The organism is Jiella sonneratiae, assembly GCF_017353515.1.
In the GTDB taxonomy this organism is placed as follows: domain Bacteria; phylum Pseudomonadota; class Alphaproteobacteria; order Rhizobiales; family Rhizobiaceae; genus Jiella; species Jiella sonneratiae.
The window spans coordinates 1-15,344 of sequence record NZ_JAFMPY010000008.1 but is presented as its reverse complement, the minus strand read 5'-3'; the positions used below and the strand labels follow the sequence as shown (position 1 = coordinate 15,344).

16 protein-coding genes, 1 pseudogene and 1 riboswitch are annotated in these 15,344 nt (G+C 67.8%); of the genes and pseudogenes, 7 read left to right on the top strand and 10 right to left on the bottom strand.

Annotated elements, in window-relative coordinates:
• Positions 1-46 precede the first annotated feature (46 nt).
• A complete protein-coding gene (locus tag J1C47_RS09485; protein ID WP_207350520.1) occupies positions 47-625 on the top strand; it encodes a peroxidase-related enzyme in 579 nt (192 codons plus the stop codon).
• Positions 626-665: 40 nt separating this feature from the next.
• Here J1C47_RS09485 and thiD read toward each other — a convergent pair whose 3' ends face one another.
• From thiD to J1C47_RS09440, 9 genes and pseudogenes are all read right to left on the bottom strand, one after another.
• Positions 666-1,604 (bottom strand): bifunctional hydroxymethylpyrimidine kinase/phosphomethylpyrimidine kinase, encoded by a 939-nt coding sequence (gene thiD, locus J1C47_RS09480; protein WP_207350519.1) that lies wholly within the window; start codon positions 1,602-1,604, stop codon positions 666-668.
• A 364-nt stretch (positions 1,605-1,968) separates the two neighbouring features.
• Positions 1,969-2,568, bottom strand: a pseudogene (locus tag J1C47_RS09475) (thiamine phosphate synthase); the annotation flags it as partial.
• The gene (locus J1C47_RS09470) at positions 2,568-3,353 is read right to left on the bottom strand and encodes a thiazole synthase (protein ID WP_207350518.1); all 786 of its coding nucleotides are present in this window, start codon (positions 3,351-3,353) and stop codon (positions 2,568-2,570) included. The pseudogene J1C47_RS09475 and the gene J1C47_RS09470, both read right to left, overlap by 1 nt.
• 3 nt (positions 3,354-3,356) lie before the next feature.
• Positions 3,357-3,554 carry a sulfur carrier protein ThiS gene (thiS, locus tag J1C47_RS09465; protein ID WP_207350517.1) on the bottom strand — a complete coding sequence of 66 codons (198 nt, stop codon included), beginning with the start codon at positions 3,552-3,554 and terminating at the stop codon, positions 3,357-3,359.
• Positions 3,551-4,528, bottom strand: coding sequence for an FAD-dependent oxidoreductase (locus tag J1C47_RS09460; protein ID WP_207350516.1), 978 nt, complete (start codon positions 4,526-4,528; stop codon positions 3,551-3,553). The genes thiS and J1C47_RS09460 overlap by 4 nt, the downstream gene beginning before the upstream one ends.
• Before the next feature lie 4 nt (positions 4,529-4,532).
• Positions 4,533-6,383 (bottom strand): phosphomethylpyrimidine synthase ThiC, encoded by a 1,851-nt coding sequence (gene thiC / locus J1C47_RS09455; RefSeq protein ID WP_207350515.1) that lies wholly within the window; start codon positions 6,381-6,383, stop codon positions 4,533-4,535.
• A gap of 182 nt (positions 6,384-6,565) precedes the next feature.
• Positions 6,566-6,674, bottom strand: a riboswitch (TPP riboswitch).
• Between the two features lie 151 nt (positions 6,675-6,825).
• Complete coding sequence (locus tag J1C47_RS09450) at positions 6,826-7,125, bottom strand: type II toxin-antitoxin system RelE/ParE family toxin (RefSeq protein ID WP_207350514.1); 300 nt, start codon at positions 7,123-7,125, stop codon at positions 6,826-6,828.
• Complete coding sequence (locus tag J1C47_RS09445; RefSeq protein ID WP_207350513.1) at positions 7,122-7,388, bottom strand: type II toxin-antitoxin system ParD family antitoxin; 267 nt, start codon at positions 7,386-7,388, stop codon at positions 7,122-7,124. Before J1C47_RS09445 ends, J1C47_RS09450 begins: the two co-directional genes overlap by 4 nt.
• A gap of 106 nt (positions 7,389-7,494) precedes the next feature.
• Positions 7,495-9,801, bottom strand: coding sequence for an NADP-dependent malic enzyme (locus J1C47_RS09440; RefSeq protein WP_207350512.1), 2,307 nt, complete (start codon positions 9,799-9,801; stop codon positions 7,495-7,497).
• A 191-nt stretch (positions 9,802-9,992) separates the two neighbouring features.
• Between J1C47_RS09440 and J1C47_RS09435 the strand changes: the two genes are divergently transcribed.
• The 6 genes from J1C47_RS09435 to J1C47_RS09410 all read left to right on the top strand — a co-directional run bounded on the left by J1C47_RS09435 (position 9,993) and on the right by J1C47_RS09410 (position 15,068).
• Positions 9,993-10,847 (top strand): UDP-2,3-diacylglucosamine diphosphatase, encoded by an 855-nt coding sequence (locus tag J1C47_RS09435; RefSeq protein ID WP_245396470.1) that lies wholly within the window; start codon positions 9,993-9,995, stop codon positions 10,845-10,847.
• Entirely contained in the window at positions 10,848-11,882 is a 1,035-nt protein-coding gene (locus J1C47_RS09430; RefSeq protein ID WP_207350511.1) for a glycosyltransferase family 4 protein, read from the top strand.
• A 531-nt stretch (positions 11,883-12,413) separates the two neighbouring features.
• On the top strand, positions 12,414-13,046 hold the full coding sequence (locus tag J1C47_RS09425; protein ID WP_207350510.1) for a hypothetical protein: 633 nt from the start codon (positions 12,414-12,416) through the stop codon (positions 13,044-13,046).
• Between the two features lie 399 nt (positions 13,047-13,445).
• Positions 13,446-13,628: a hypothetical protein gene (locus J1C47_RS09420; RefSeq protein WP_207350509.1), complete on the top strand. Its 183-nt coding sequence runs from the start codon at positions 13,446-13,448 to the stop codon at positions 13,626-13,628.
• A gap of 67 nt (positions 13,629-13,695) precedes the next feature.
• Positions 13,696-14,022 (top strand): hypothetical protein, encoded by a 327-nt coding sequence (locus tag J1C47_RS09415; RefSeq protein ID WP_207350508.1) that lies wholly within the window; start codon positions 13,696-13,698, stop codon positions 14,020-14,022.
• A 908-nt stretch (positions 14,023-14,930) separates the two neighbouring features.
• Entirely contained in the window at positions 14,931-15,068 is a 138-nt protein-coding gene (locus J1C47_RS09410) for a hypothetical protein (RefSeq protein ID WP_207350507.1), read from the top strand.
• Between the two features lie 22 nt (positions 15,069-15,090).
• Here J1C47_RS09410 and J1C47_RS09405 read toward each other — a convergent pair.
• Positions 15,091-15,344 (bottom strand): ISAs1 family transposase (locus J1C47_RS09405; RefSeq protein ID WP_207350506.1); only part of this gene is annotated, 254 nt, incomplete at its 5' end.

Here is a 15,344-nt window from a genome sequence, read left to right as displayed (position 1 = left end):
GGGGGCCCGGCTCTGCGAGGCGCCCCCCGCAGTGGAGGGATTGCAAATGTTCAATGCAGGCGACGGCGCCGTGACGGCGCTCGGTCTCGGGATTGCCGATCCGCTGTCGGATCGCACCAAAGCCTATTTCGACAAATGCGAGGAAAAGCTCGGCCTGGTGCCGAACGTCCTCCTCGCCTATGCCTTCGACGAGAAGAAGCTCGAGGCGTTCTCGCGCTTCTACAACGAGGTGATGCTGGCGGACAGCGAGCTCTCCAAGCTGGAGCGCGAGATGATCGCCGTCGTCGTCTCGGCGATCAATCACTGCCACTACTGTCTCGCCGCCCATGGCGCCGCCCTGCGCGAGCTTTCCGGCGATCCGGTGCTCGCCGAGACGATCGCCCAGAACTGGCGGGCCGCCGGCCTCGACGCGCGGCAGACGGCGATGCTCGACTTCGTCACCAGGCTCACCGAGCGGCCGGACGCCATCGTCGAGGCCGACCGGCAGGCGCTGCGCGACGCCGGCTTCTCCAACCGTGCGATCTTCGACATCGCCCAGACGGCGGGCTTCTTCGCCATGTCGAACCGCGTCGCCTCGGCGACCGAGATGCGGCCGAACCGCGCCTATCACGGGATGGCACGCTGACGAGACGAGACGAGGCGCGACCTTCATGCTGCCGAGGGGACTATCCCCGGCGGCGTCCGGCTTCGCGCTCGAAAAGCGCGCGCACGTGGTCCTTCGCCGCGCCGCAGGCGTCTTCCAGGGCAAGACCGGCCGCAAGGTTTGAGGCGATGGCCGTCGCCAGCATGCAGCCGGTGCCGCGCAGGGCGACGTCGAGGCGCGGCGCCGCATAGCGGCGGGGCGCCGTTTCGCCCGAACGGAAGAAGAGGTCGGCGGCGTCGGGCCCGTCGCCGTGACCGCCCTTGACGAGCACCGCCCCGGCGCCGGCCGCAAAAAGGCTGCGGACGAGAGCGGCGTTTCGGGACATCCCGTGATACGAGATCTGCTCGATCAGAGCGGGGCTCGTATCAAGCCCGCGGGGCGAATGAGCGTCTTTGTTTCCGGCATCACGAAGTGATCTGCCGGAAACCGTATGAGACTGCGGCCGCGCCTCTCCCATTCCCCACGAGCCGGTTTGGCTGGCCGGCGCCGGATACTCGGCAATCGAGCCGCCGGCTGCCCGGCTCGCCAGAATCGAAAGCTCCGGCAGGTTGGGCGTGACCAGCGTGGTCATCGGCAACAGTCGTTCGATCAGGCCGGCGGTCCCTTCCTCGCTCAACAGCAGCCCGCCGGAGGAGGCCGCGATCACCGGATCGAGGACGATCGGCCCTGCAAAGCCCGCCAGCGCCTCCGCCACCGCCGCGACGATCGCCGCCTCGGCGAGCATGCCGATCTTGACGGCGACGACGCAGCCGTCTTCCAGCGCGAAGGCGATCTGTTCGGCGACGAGGGCAGGGGGCATCGGCGCCACCGTGCCGACTTTGTGGTCGGTCTGCGCCGTCACCGCCGTCACCGCCAGCCGGGCATCGACGCCATGGGCGGCGGCCGTGCGGATGTCGGCCGCAAGGCCGGCGCCGCCGGAGGAATCGGTGCCGCCGACGACGAGGATGGTGGGGCGGGTCATTGCGATTGCGCCGCGGTGATCCGACGAACCCCATCGTCAGCCGTAGCTCCAGACACCCCCCTCTGCCTGCCGGCATCTCCCCCACAAGGGGGGAGATCGATCCTGCATCGGCGCCGCATCCCTGCTTTTAACCGATCGCTCCGTACAGACGTCGAGGCAGATGGTGGTGTCGGCGACGCCTCCGATCTCCCCCCTTGTGGGGGAGATGCCCGGCAGGGCAGAGGGGGGTCGCAGGGGAGCCACTCTGACAGGCCAGACGTCATTCTTGCTCCGCCGTCGACACAACAGCCCGTCCCGGCAGGCAGAGGGGGGTAGCGCCGGCCGCAATGTCGTCAGGAGCAGCGTCATTCCGCCAATCGCCGACATACCCCCGCGTCGCGGCGATCCACTGCCGCGTCCGACCCTCGGGATCGGCGTTCAGGGTGATGTCGGTGACGACGGCGGCCACGTCCGCCCCGTGGGCGAACACCTCCGGCAGCCGCTCGACGGTCACCCCGCCGATGGCGACCAGCGGCACCGCGCCGATCGCCTCCTTCCACGCCTGAAGCCGCGCCGGCGTCTGGGGCGCCCAGGGCATCGTCTTCAGGATCGTCGGCCAGACCGGGCCGAGCGCCACATAGTCGGGCTTGGCGGCGAGCGCGGTTTCGAGCTCCGCCGCGTCGTGGGTGGAGACGCCGAGGGAGAGGCCGGCGCGGCGGATCGCGCCGAGATCCGCCTCGGCGAGGTCTTCCTGGCCGAGATGCACGAAGTCGCAAGCCTCTTCGATCGCGATCTTCCAGTGGTCGTTGACGATCAGCCGGCAGCCGTGCCGCCGGCAAATGTTGCGGGCGCGGCGGATCTGCGACCGCAGCCCCGTCTCGGGCGTGTCCTTGAGGCGGAGCTGCACGAGCTTCACCCCGAGCGGCACCAGCCGCTCGATCCAGTCGGCGTCGGGAAGGATGGGGTAGAACGGGTCGAGGCGCATCATGCAAAGACCGCCTGGCCGAGCAGCGGCTGTCCGAGCACCGGCGTCGAGGGCTCGGCCATGTCGCGGGGATGCAGCGGATCCGCCTCGAAGCCGAGGCGGCCCGCCGAGACCGCGAGACGAAAAGCCTCGGCCATCTTCACCGGATCGCCGGCGAGCGCCACCGCCGAGGAGAGGAGCACGCCGTCATAACCGAGTTCCATCGCCTGCGCCGCATGCGAGGGCACGCCGATGCCGGCATCGACGACGAGCGTCAGATCCGGAAAGCGCGCCCGCAGCGCCCGCAATCCGTAGACGTTGTTGAGCCCCCGGGCCGAGCCGATGGGCGAGCCCCAGGGCATCAAGACGCGGCAGCCCGCCGCGACCAGCCGATCGGCGGCGACGAGATCCTCGGTCGTATAGGCCAGCACCTTGAAGCCCTCGTCCGAGAGAATGCGCGTCGCCTCGACGAGGCCGAAGAGGTCGGGCTGCAGCGTGTCGGCATCGCCGATCACCTCGAGCTTGATCCAGTCCGTGCCGAAGACCTCGCGCGCCATCCGGGCCGTCGTCACCGCCTCGCGCACCGAGTGGCAGCCGGCGGTGTTGGGCAGGACGCGCACCCCGGTCTCGCGGACGAGATCCCAGAACTTCCGGCCGGCCCGCTCGCCGGCCGCCTCACGGCGCAAGGAGACGGTGACGATGCCGGCGCCGGAGGCGGCGATCGCCCGCTCGAGGATTTCGGGCGAGGGATAGCGCGCGGTGCCGAGCATCAGGCGGCTGGCGATGGTTTCGCCGTAAATGTCCATGTCTCAGCCTCCCTGCATCGGCGCGATGACTTCGAGCGCGTCACCTTCGGCGAGCCTCGTCCCGGCCCGCTCGCAGGCGGGCACGAATTCGCGGTTGAGCGCGGTGGCGAAGGGCCCGTCCACATAGCCGAGCTCGGCGAGAACGGCCTGAAGCGTCGCGGCCTTCACCTCGGCGGCTTCGCCGTTGAGAAGGATCTTCATGCGGCGATCTCCTTTCGGGCTTTATGGCCTAGCGCCAGATCGGCGGCCCTTGCCGCACAGTCCGGCCCGAGCAGGAAGCCGTGGCGATAGAGCCCGTTGACCGAGACGATCCGGCCGCGCCGCTCCACCCGTGGCAGATTGTCAGGGAAGGCGGGGCGGCGGCCGGCCTTCATCTCGATCACCTCCGCCTCCGCGAAGGCCGGATGCAGCGCATAGGCGGCGCTCATCAGTTCGACGGCCGCGCGCAGCGTCGGGCCGCCGGACGCCTCGCTCTCGATCATCGTCGCACCAACCATGAAGCGGCCACCCGCGCGGGGGACGACATAGACCGGGAACCGCGGATGGAGCAGCCGGACGGGGCGCGACAGGCGGATCTCGTCGGTCCTCAGCACCAGCATCTCGCCGCGCACGCTGCGGATGCCCGGATCCCCGGCGCCGATGCCGCGGCAGTCAACGACGACGTCGCCCGTCGCCGTCTCGGCTTCGACGGGCGAGCCGAGGCGGAGCGTGCCGCCGAGGGTGCCGAGCCTTTCGCCGAGCGCCGCGAGAGCCCGCCGGGGGTCGAGATGGGCTTCGGCGGGAAAATGCAGGCCGCGGTCGAAGCGGCCGGCAAGATCCGGCTCCAGCGCGGCGATCTCCGCCCCGCCGAGCGGCAGGCCGCGTCGGGTTCGCCGGCGAAAGCGATCGAGGTCCGCGCCTTCGCGCGCCGGCGCGACGACGAGCGTCCCGCCGCGAACGACGTCCGGCACCCGCTCCGCCCACCAGCCGATGGCGGCGAGCCCCGGCTCGACGATCGACGGATCGGCGCTCTCGGCCTCGCAGTATGGCGCCAGCATGCCGCCGGCGAGCCAGGAGGCGGCGTTCTCGCCGAGGGTTTGCGAGCGCTCGTGGAGCGTCACCGCCGCGCCCCGCTCGGCGAGGGTGACGGCGGTGGCGAGGCCGGCGACGCCGGCCCCGATGACGGTGATCTCCATCGTCCTACTCCGCCGGCTCGGCCTTTTCGGCCAGCTCTTCGGCGGGCATGTAGAGGTCGCCGCCGGCGCGATACTTCTGAGCCATCGCCGCCATGCCTTCTTTTCGGGCCCCGAGGTCCTGGGCAGAGGCGCGGATGTCGTGGCTGATCTTCATCGAGCAGAATTTCGGCCCGCACATCGAGCAGAAATGCGCGACCTTGTGGGCCTCCTTCGGCAGGGTCTCGTCGTGATAGAGCCGCGCCGTCTCGGGATCGAGCGACAGGTTGAACTGGTCCTCCCAGCGGAACTCGAAGCGGGCCCGGGACAAGGCGTCGTCCCGGAGCTGCGCCGCCGGATGGCCCTTGGCGAGATCGGCGGCGTGGGCGGCGATCTTGTAGGTGATGACGCCGACCTTGACGTCGTCGCGGTCCGGCAGGCCGAGATGCTCCTTCGGCGTCACGTAGCAGAGCATCGCCGTGCCGAACCAGCCGATCATCGCCGCGCCGATTCCGCTGGTGATGTGGTCGTAGCCGGGCGCGATGTCGGTGACGAGCGGCCCCAGCGTATAGAAGGGCGCGTCGCCGCAGAGCTGCTGCTGCTTCGTCACGTTCACCCGGATCTTGTGCATCGGCACATGACCGGGGCCCTCGATCATCACCTGGCAGTCCTTCGCCCGGGCGATCTTGGTCAGTTCGCCGAGGGTTTCGAGCTCGGCGAACTGCGCCCGGTCGTTGGCGTCGGCGATCGAGCCGGGGCGCAGGCCATCGCCGAGCGAGAAGGAGACGTCGTAGGCGCGGCAGATGTCGCAGATCTCGTCGAAATGCTCGTAGAGGAACGACTCGCGATGATGGTGCAGGCACCACTTGGCCATGATCGAGCCGCCGCGCGAGACGATGCCGGTCACACGGTCGACGGTGAGCGGGATGTGCTGGAGCCGCACCCCGGCATGGATGGTGAAATAGTCGACGCCCTGTTCGGCCTGTTCGATCAAGGTATCCCGATAGACCTCCCAGGTGAGGTTTTCGGCGATGCCGTCGACCTTTTCCAGCGCCTGGTAGATCGGCACGGTACCGATGGGAACCGGGGCGTTGCGGATGATCCAGTCACGGATGTTGTGGATGTTGCGGCCGGTGGAAAGATCCATCACCGTGTCGGCGCCCCAGCGGATCGCCCAGACCATCTTCTCCACTTCCTCGGACATCGACGAGGTGACGGCCGAATTGCCGATATTGGCGTTGATCTTGGTGAGGAAGTTGCGGCCGATCGCCATCGGCTCGAGTTCGGGATGGTTGATGTTGGCCGGGATGATCGCCCGGCCCGAAGCGATCTCCTCGCGCACCCATTCGCCGGTGATGACATCCGGGATCTCGGCCTCGAAGGGATCGCCGTCGCGGGCGATCGCCTGCGCCTCAGCCTTGCGGCCCAGATTCTCCCGGATCGCGACATATTCCATCTCGGGCGTCACGATGCCGGCGCGGGCATAGGCGAGCTGGGTGACGGCCTTGCCTTGCCTGGCGCGGAGCGGCCGGTGCGCGACAGGAAAGGCGGGGGTGAGCTTGTCGGCCGGCAGGTTGCCATTGTCCTCGGGCTTCAGCGCCCGGCCTTCGTACTCTTCGACGTCGCCGCTCGCGAGCGCCCAGTCGGTGCGGGGACGCGGCAGGCCCCCGGCGATGTCGATCGCGGCATCCGGATCGGTATAGGGGCCGGAGGCATCATAGACCGTCACCGGCGGCTCGCCCGCCGTCGGATGGACGGCGATTTCCCTGAGCGGCACGCGGATCGCGGGATGCGCCGTGCCGGCGAGATAGACCTTCCGGGAGGCCGGCAGCGGGCCGGTGGTGACGGTCGGCGTCTTGATCGGGGTGAGGTCATTCATCGTGGAACTCCTTCGACGAGCGTTGGAGATCCAGTTCGGTCGATCGGTGATCGAAAAATCGGTCGCTGGCTTCGCGATGCGCCGGGGCCCGAACGTCTCGGCGTTCCCGGATCGGCGGGACCGCTCCCGCCTTCGCTTCGCTTTCGAATGCCGGCCGCGCTTGAGGTTTCCCCGCCCGCGGCCTTCGCGGCCTTTCCCATCCCTACGCCAGTATGAACTGGATCAGGTTCAACGGGTCGCCGCGCGCTAGCGGCCTCTCAGTTCCTTGGCGGAACTCCCCGTGGACGATCAGGAGGTTAACAGAGCGGGCGTTGGGGTCAAGCGGGTTGGCAGCGTCGCAGGGCCATCACTTGAAGCGTCGCCGATGGCGCTTGCCATCGAGCGATTGCCGTGGGCGGTGTCGCGACACGCTGCGGGGTGCAGACCCCGGTCCATCTACGATCTAAGGTTCAGGAAACAGGATGCTCTCGAAATCCTGCGCACCGTTGAGGACATGCAGCACGACGACGGCCTCGGCGTCCACGCGGTAGAATATCAAGTAATTCCCGTATGGGCGGCGTCTGATCGCGTGCTGTTCGTAGCCGGGCACGAGTGCATATGCCAGCGGCATGTTCGCAAGTGTGCGGCAGGCATCTTTCAGTTCGGCCACGAAGGTTCTGGCCCTCGCCGGATTGTCGACGCGGATGTAACGACCGATGGCGATCAGATCTGCGATCGCCTTCTCGGTCAGAAGCACTTTCACGCCGGAGTGCTTTCACCATCGTCGGCTTCGACGGACGCCCGGATCCTGTCGAACGCAGCATCGAGTGGCGTCACGTACCCGTTCTCCGCGTCCGCCATGCCTTGTCGCAACGCCCGATCCAGCGCGGCCAGCCGCTTCTCGCGCTCCTCGATGAGGCGCACGCCCTCACGCAGCACGTCGCTGCGCGACCGATAACGGCCGGTCTTCACCAGTTCGGTGACATAGTCTTCGAGATGCTGCCCGAGATTGGCGTTGCTGGCCATCGTCATTCTCCCTCAGAACATATGCTAACGGACAATGACCATTGGCAACACCGGGCGTATCCTGCATCGCGGCCTGAATTTCCGCAGGCCGTGACGGCACACCCGATTATCCCTCCAGCCCGATCGCCTGGGCGACCGCGATCGCCGCCATGTTGACCACCCCGCGCGAGGTGACCGACGGCGTCAGCACGTGGGCCGGCGAGGCGGCGCCGAGGAGGATCGGCCCGACATGCAGGGCGTCGGTCATCGACTTCACCACGTTGAGGGTGATGTTGGCGGCGTCGAGCGTCGGGAAGATCAGGAGATTGGCTTCGCCCTGCAGCGTCGAATCCGGCATGGTGCGTCTGCGGATCGCCTCCGACAGCGCGCAGTCGCCGTGCATCTCGCCGTCGATCTCGAGCTCCGGCTGCTCGGCGCGGATGATCTTCAGCGCCTTTCTGAGCTTTACCGTGTCCTCGGTGTCGTCGGTGCCGAAATTCGAATGCGAAACGAGGGCGGCCTTCGGGTCGATGCCGAAGCGCCTGAGTTCGGCGGCGGCGAGCCGCGTCATCTCGGCGATCTCCTCGGCGTTCGGCTCGCGCTGGACGTAGGTGTCGAGGAAGAACTTCGTCGTCCCTTGCGTGATCAGGATGCTCATCGCCGCGAGCTTCTTGACGTCCCGCCGCATGCCGATGACCTGGGAAATGTCCCGGACGTGGTGGGGAAAGCGGCCCTCCAACCCGCAGATCAGGCTGTCGGCCTCGCCCCTCGCCACGGCGACGGCGCCGATGACGGTGGTGTTGGTGCGCATCACGGTGCGCGCCGTGTCGGGGCTGACGCCCTTGCGGCCGACCTTGCGGAAATAGTGGTCGACATAGTCGCGGTAGCGCGGATCGTCCTCCGGATTGATCACCTCGAAGTCCTTGCCCGGGCGGATCTTCAGGCCGAAGCGCTTCAGCCGCGTCTCGAGGACGTTCGGCCGGCCGATGAGGATCGGCACGCAGACCTTGTCCTCCATCAGGACCTGGGCGGCGCGCAGCACCCGCTCGTCCTCCCCGTCGGCGAAGATCACCCGCTTGCCGGCGTTCCGGGCGATCTGGAAGATCGGCTTCATGATCATGCCGGAGCGGAAGACGAAGCGGTTCAGCCCTTCGAGATAGGCGTCCATGTCGGCGATCGGCCGGGTGGCGACGCCGTCGCGCTCCGCTGCCCGCGCCACCGCCGGGGCGATCTTCAGGATCAGCCGCGGATCGAAGGGGGAGGGGATCAGATAGTCCGGCCCGAAGACCGGCGTCTCCGATCCGTAGGCCTTGGCCGCCACTTCCGAGACCTCCTCGCGGGCGAGCTCGGCGATGGCGTCGGTCGCCGCCTGCTTCATCCCCTCCGTAATCCCGGTGGCGCCGCAGTCGAGCGCGCCGCGGAAGATGAAGGGGAAGCAGAGGACGTTGTTGACCTGATTGGGAAAGTCCGAGCGGCCGGTGCAGATCATCGCGTCCGGCCGCACCTGTCTGGCGAGATCCGGCATGATCTCCGGCACCGGATTGGCCAGCGCCAGGATCAGCGGCTTCTCGGCCATCGTCTTCAGATAGTCCGGCTTCAGCACCCCCGCTGCGGAAAGGCCGAGAAAGACGTCGGCGCCCTCCAACGCCTCTTCCAGCGTGCGCATCGTCGTGTCGCGGGCATAGACCTCCTTCCAGCGGTCCATCGCCACCTGCCGCCCCTTGTAGACGAGACCGTCCTTGTCGGTGACGAGGATGTTGTCGAGCTTGGCGCCGAGCGAGACGAGGAGGTTGAGGCAGGCGATCGCCGCCGCGCCCGCGCCGGAGGCGACGATCTTCACCTCCTCGAGCGTCTTGCCGGCGAGCCGGAGCGCATTGCGCACCGCCGCCGCCGCGATGATCGCCGTGCCGTGCTGGTCGTCGTGGAACACCGGGATCGCCATCTCGCGGCGCAGCCGCGCCTCGATCTCGAAGCATTCCGGCGACTTGATGTCCTCGAGATTGATGCCGCCGAAGGTCGGCTCCAGCGCCGCCACCACCTCGCAGAAATGGTCGATGCCCGTCGCGTTCACCTCGATGTCGAAGACGTCGATGTCGGCGAACTTCTTGAACAGCACCGCCTTGCCCTCCATCACGGGCTTGGAGGCGAGCGGCCCGATATTGCCGAGGCCGAGCACGGCGGTGCCGTTGGAAATTACCGCGACGAGGTTGGAGCGGCTGGTATAGTCGGCGGCGAGGCCCGGCTCGCGGGCGATCTCGAGGCAGGGGGCGGCGACGCCCGGCGAATAGGCGAGGGCGAGATCGCGCTGGTTGCCGAGCGGCTTTGTGGCCTGGATGGCGAGCTTGCCGGGCTTCGGATAACGGTGGAAGAACAGCGCCTGCCGATCGAGGTCGCTTTTCCTCGATCCGCCGTCCGGGGACTGGTCGTCGCTCATGGGTCGGTGCCTCCAGGATTCGCCGCGCCCGGCCGGGCCGGGGTCCGGTCCTCTTACCCCGTCCCTCGCGGCGGCGGCAAACCGCCATGTCAAAGCGGCCGGCGCCGCGCCCGTATCGTCTCGTGAAAAGGCCGCGTCACATGGATGCAATGAGAATCAGCCAATTGCTTCGGCCACGCACGGACAGGCAGATGGGGCACGAGGCTGCGATCATGACCGACGAGGCGGCGACGCGCCATTTCCGGACGCTGTTCATCTCCGACATCCATCTCGGGGCGAAGGCGGCACAGGCCGAGATGCTGATCGACTTCCTGCGCCATCACGACGCCGAGAAGATCTATCTCGTCGGCGACATCGTCGACGGCTGGCGGCTGAAGCGGTCCTGGAACTGGCCGCAGAGCCACAACGACGTCGTCCAGAAGCTGTTGCGCAAGGCCCGCAAGGGCGCCACGGTGATCTACGTTCCCGGCAATCACGACGAGTTCCTGCGCGACTTCACCGGCCGGCATTTCGGCGGGGTGGAGGTGAAGCTCAGCGACGTCCACGTCACCGCCGACGGCCGGCGCTTTCTCGTCATGCATGGCGACGAGTTCGACGTCGTGGTGCGCAACGCGAGGGTCATCGCCTATCTCGGCGACTGGGCCTACGACGCCGCCATCGCGATCAACGGGGTGTTCAACAAGGTCCGCCGCCGGCTCGGCTTTCCCTACTGGTCGTTCTCCTCCTGGGCGAAGCTGAAGGTGAAGAACGCCGTCAACTTCATCGGCGCCTTCGAGACGGCGCTCGTCGAGGAGGCGCACCGCATGGGATGCGACGGCGTCGTCTGCGGCCACATCCACCATGCCCAACTGGCCGACTATGCCGATATCGCCTATGTAAACACCGGCGACTGGGTCGAGAGTTGCACGGCGGTCGCCGAGCGCCACGACGGCTCCTTCGAACTCATTCGCTGGAGCGAGGTCGTCAGGGCGCGGGCGCAGTCGAAGCCCGCGGTGCCGCGCATCGTCTCCGAACAGCCGGTGGTGCGTTCGACGGAGGCAGCCTGAATGCAGCGGATCCTGATCGTCACCGACGCCTGGCACCCGCAGGTGAACGGCGTCGTGCGGACGCTCGCGAGCCTCGTCGGCGAACTGACCGACCGCGGTTTCGACGTCAGGATCGTCGGGCCGCAGCAGTTCCGCACCATCCCGTGCCCGACCTATCCGGAGATCCGGCTGGCTCTCACCGGGGCCGACGGCATGGCGAGGATCATGGACCAGATCCGGCCGGACACCGTCCACATCGCGACCGAGGGGCCGCTCGGCTTTGCCGCCCGCCGCGTCTGCCTGAGGCGCGGCATCGGCTTCACCACCAGCCTCCACACCCGCTTTCCAGAATATCTGCGCAAGCGCGCGCCGATCCCCGAGCGGCTGACCTACAACGTGCTGCGCTGGTTCCACAACGCCGCGAGTTCCTGCCTGGTGCCGACGGAATCGATGCGCCGGCAGCTCGAGCCGCTCGGCTTCGCCAACCTCGTCACCTGGACCCGCGGCATCGACCGCCAGATCTTCCGGCCGGTCGCACCGATCGCGCTCGACCTGCCGCGGCCGCTCTTCCTGACGGTCTCGCGGCTCGCGCCGGAAAAGAATCTCGAAGGCTTCCTCGATCTTCCCCTGCCGGGTTCGAAGCTCGTCGTCGGCGACGGCCCGGCGATGGCGGGGCTCGTCGCCCGCTATCCGGCGGTGCACTTCGCCGGCCTGCAGACGGGCGAGGCGCTCGCCCGCTACTATTCCTCGGCCGACGTCTTCGTCTTTCCGTCGAAGACCGACACATTCGGCAACGTCCTGATCGAGGCGCTCGCCTGCGGCGTGCCGCTGGCGGCCTTCCCGGAGCCAGGCCCGCTCGATGTGATCGCCGATTCCGGCGCGGGGGTGATCTCCGAAGATCTCGCCGAAGCCTGTCTCGGCGCCCTGGCGATCGACCGCGAGACGGCGTTTCGGCGGTCCCTGGCCTACAACTGGGACGCCTGCGCCGAGATCTTCCTCGACCACGCCTTCGGCGCGGCGCGCGGCAGCGATCCGCGCGTCTCGATGGCGGCGTGAGAGGGCGGCCTGAGAGAGGGACCTACGGAGGGCCGCCTGAGCAGACGATCGGGGTGGTCTGAGGCGGAGGGCTTGAGAGGGCAGCCTGAGAGGGCGGGCCGAGGTCCGAAGTCGGCCAACCACCATTCGTCGCGGTCGCAGGCGCCGCTCGGTTGCTTCCGCGCCGATCTTGCCGGGCCGAGATCCGTCCGCTGCGAGCCGCAGCCGGCGGTCTCCGGTCTGTGGATCGCAGGTTTTTCGGCAGCGTCCCGACAGCCCGTTCCCTGCATTGCCGCGGAGGATCGGGCCGCGCTTCCCTTCGGCGACGCATCGCGTTTGCCCTTCGGGCCTCGTGGGCGAGAAGGGTGGCAACCCGGACGAGGTGTCGCACCGTCTTCCGGAGGTCCGGCGGCGTGGCACGCCTCGTCACTCGACGGCATCCGCATCTGGCGCATTCCGGGTTGCCGTGCCGGCGCCAAGCTTGGCGCCGACTTGGCCGGCTAGAAGGACGAAGACGGCGGCGAGCCGTCGCGAAGCGGAGCGGGAGGCCAAATGAAACGCGCGACGGGCCGAAGGGCTCTTTTCCGCAGGGCCGCATTGTCGGTCGTCGTTCTTTCGCTCGCGGCAACGCCTCCGCTCGCCACCGCAGCAGCGGCGGAGAGGACGCCGCCCGCCGGCTGGTCGGCCGGGCCGGAGGACGACGCGGTGATGGAGGTCGGCCAGCGTTTCGACTGCAGGGGCGCCGACTGCCCGCCGGATCTTTCCTGCCTCTATGCGCTGGCGCCGCCGCGTCCGCCGGGATCATGGCCGATCGACATTCCCTTCATGCTGGACGAAACCCGCATGCCCTGGCAGGACGTCGAGGGCTGGCTGATCGAGAAGGCGAAGACGCTGCGTCCGCAGCTTGCCACCGATCCGCTGGTCACGAGCGGCCGCTCGGTCCGGAAATCGGCGCCGCATACGGTCACGCTGACGGGCGCCGACTACGTCCTTCGCCAGTACCGGCTGCCTTCCAAGGCCGGCAGCTTCGACCTCGACGCCTATCTCTGGAGCGTCAAGGGCCGGCTGCGGATCGCCTTCTGCATTGCCCCGACCGGCCAGCCGTCGGTCCGCGCCGCCTCGCGCCCGGTCGAAGAACTCCTCGGCTATCTCCGCCGCGACGAGGACACATCGACCGACAATTAGCGCATGGTTCAAAAAAGCCCCGGCGCTTTCGAGGCGCGAGCATGGCCTCTTCGCCCGGCCGGTATTTGAGGCGACGATCGGCCACTTCCCGTCGCGCTGCCCTTCCGCCATCACGCGGAACTGCTGCAACCGTGCCGGCGCCGCGGCGTTCTTCATCCGGAAAGATCGGTCAGGCCGGTCAGGCCGGCTTGGCCCGGTCGGGTGGCCGACGGCGCGGCGCCTCGTGGTCCGATGCCGACATTTGCGACCGTCGCGTGGAGACCGCCAAGCACATGTTTGAAACGAAAGGCCAACCGGCAAGTTGATGATCGTATTGGATCTATTTGCATTTGACATTTGGATGACCCCTCACCCGGCCGGGGCTCAAATGTCAAATTCAATCCACCAGAAGGGGTACGCATGGCGACGACGCGGACGGCAACGGGAATCATCCTGGCAGCCTCTCTTGCCGGCTGCGCGGCCTCGGTCCCGCCGCGTGAAACCGATGCGCCATCTGCCCGCCAGCGTATCGACCGCGAAACGCCGTCGGGCGGCCTCGTGCCCGGCCAGATCCCCAAGGCCGGCCTCGTCCCGCATGACTGAGCGAACCGGGCAGCGTCGGGCCGAGGACGGCTGGCGAACCGAGCCGCACACCACAAGGAGCAGGGACATGACACGGACCATCGCCGCGATTGCCGGCCTTTCGACACTTTTGGGAACGGCCTTCGCCGTCCCGGCGGCAGCGCAGGATTATGCCGCCTATGCCGAACGCCCCGGCGTGATCCTCTCGGCGCGCGAACGCCGCGCCGCCACCGCCCGCCGCCTGCCGAACGGCCGTCTCGTCGAACGCGCCGGCAGCGGTGGCATCCCCTGGCTCTACGGCATCGGCGACGTCTATGGCAAAGCCTCGGCTTTGCCGCTCGTCCATGGCGCGACCCCCTCCGTTCTCGCCTCGACGCCGTCGAACGGGATCGTGCCGGGCCAGGAGCCACGCTGAGTTTCATCGGCCATGCTGGCAGGCTGACAGACTGACACACTGACACGCTGACAGACTGCCACACGCCGATACGCTGGCCCCCGAAGCCGGCCGCCGCAACGTCGGACCGGCGTTCGGGGGTGGCGGCCCCGGGAGCAGGGCGATGTGCGCGACGCCATGGCGTGCCCACGAAGTTTGGCGGCGACGAAATGCTCAGTGAGCGGTCTGGCTTCGCCACGACGCTTCGCGATTTTGACCACGACGAAGCGTGATTCACGCGACGTATCACCGCCGTCGACCTCATCGCGGAGAGCCACGCAGCAAAGGGCCGTGGATCGAACGCTTCCAACGCCGCCCGCATCTCGACCAATACGGGGTAGATTCCTTCGCCTGGCACGGTGCCGGAAGAAATGCCGTATTGAGACTATTGAGGGACGTGCGACGGCGACCGACGACTGCGGCACGCCAGTCGCCGGTAGCCACTCTGCAACGCCCGCAAGCGGAGCAGGAGATCTGTCAGGCAGGAGCGATTCGTCGCCACCCTCCGCTACGCCCTGACCGGGGGAGGCGAGGGGACGTCGCGGCCATAGCGAGTTCGGTGCCGTGCTTCGCGCATCAAGAACGGATTTTCCAGATTCCGAAGGAATCCGGGCTGCCGGTAGGGGTTTTCCGCGTCTGAAACGTGGTCGCCGCGCCGGTGCGTTTGTGAATGGACCCTGCGCCGCCGCCGCGGGTCCCGGACAAACTTGGTGGGCCTCGCTTCCGCCCGAGTTTCGTGATCGAGGAAAAAGGTGCCTTCCGGCAAGTGGCGCGATACGGCCGACTGACTTCTCTGGCGCGCCAGCCGCGCGGGGCGGGCAAGCCGATCGCCTGCAGTGGCCGGCGACGCTCATTGGACCAATCATGTTCCTTCCGAAAGGCTTCGCTCCTTGCAACGTCCGATCCTGATCCTTCTCTGCGCCGCGGGCCTTTTCGTGGTGACGGCCTGTGCTTCGAAGCCGGTGAGCGACCCCGGAGGAAAATGGGCGAAACAGGCGGAAATGATCGACAACTCGCTCTTCCAGTGAAGCAGGGCTCCGAATCCATGTTTCATTGCGTCTGATCAAGGAGACTTGCGAGGTAGTCTGGCGACCATCCGGCGAGTTTTCGGCGTGATTTGAGGGACTTCTTGTCTTTGGCCGTTCGGATGAGATTGAGCGCGAAGTGCCGGACGACAGCCATGTTCCTGGCGCCGTGGCCTTTGCGCAGGCGAGACTGATCGTCCTTGAACAGGACGTCGAGCACCCAGTGAAGCCGGTTCTCGATGCCCCAATGGCCGCGCACGGCTGTGGCCGCCTTTTCGG

What these genes read in the sequence shown, in the direction of transcription:
- J1C47_RS09485 (WP_207350520.1), top strand. Translation starts at nt 47, where the DNA reads ATGTTCAATGCAGGCGACGGCGCCGTGACGGCGCTCGGTCTCGGGATT.
- thiD (WP_207350519.1), bottom strand. Translation starts at nt 1,604, where the DNA reads ATGACCCGCCCCACCATCCTCGTCGTCGGCGGCACCGATTCCTCCGGC.
- J1C47_RS09470 (WP_207350518.1), bottom strand. Translation starts at nt 3,353, where the DNA reads ATGGACATTTACGGCGAAACCATCGCCAGCCGCCTGATGCTCGGCACC.
- thiS (WP_207350517.1), bottom strand. Translation starts at nt 3,554, where the DNA reads ATGAAGATCCTTCTCAACGGCGAAGCCGCCGAGGTGAAGGCCGCGACG.
- J1C47_RS09460 (WP_207350516.1), bottom strand. Translation starts at nt 4,528, where the DNA reads ATGGAGATCACCGTCATCGGGGCCGGCGTCGCCGGCCTCGCCACCGCC.
- thiC (WP_207350515.1), bottom strand. Translation starts at nt 6,383, where the DNA reads ATGAATGACCTCACCCCGATCAAGACGCCGACCGTCACCACCGGCCCG.
- J1C47_RS09445 (WP_207350513.1), bottom strand. Translation starts at nt 7,388, where the DNA reads ATGGCCAGCAACGCCAATCTCGGGCAGCATCTCGAAGACTATGTCACC.
- J1C47_RS09440 (WP_207350512.1), bottom strand. Translation starts at nt 9,801, where the DNA reads ATGAGCGACGACCAGTCCCCGGACGGCGGATCGAGGAAAAGCGACCTC.
- J1C47_RS09435 (WP_245396470.1), top strand. Translation starts at nt 9,993, where the DNA reads ATGGGGCACGAGGCTGCGATCATGACCGACGAGGCGGCGACGCGCCAT.
- J1C47_RS09430 (WP_207350511.1), top strand. Translation starts at nt 10,848, where the DNA reads ATGCAGCGGATCCTGATCGTCACCGACGCCTGGCACCCGCAGGTGAAC.
- J1C47_RS09425 (WP_207350510.1), top strand. Translation starts at nt 12,414, where the DNA reads ATGAAACGCGCGACGGGCCGAAGGGCTCTTTTCCGCAGGGCCGCATTG.
- J1C47_RS09420 (WP_207350509.1), top strand. Translation starts at nt 13,446, where the DNA reads ATGGCGACGACGCGGACGGCAACGGGAATCATCCTGGCAGCCTCTCTT.
- J1C47_RS09415 (WP_207350508.1), top strand. Translation starts at nt 13,696, where the DNA reads ATGACACGGACCATCGCCGCGATTGCCGGCCTTTCGACACTTTTGGGA.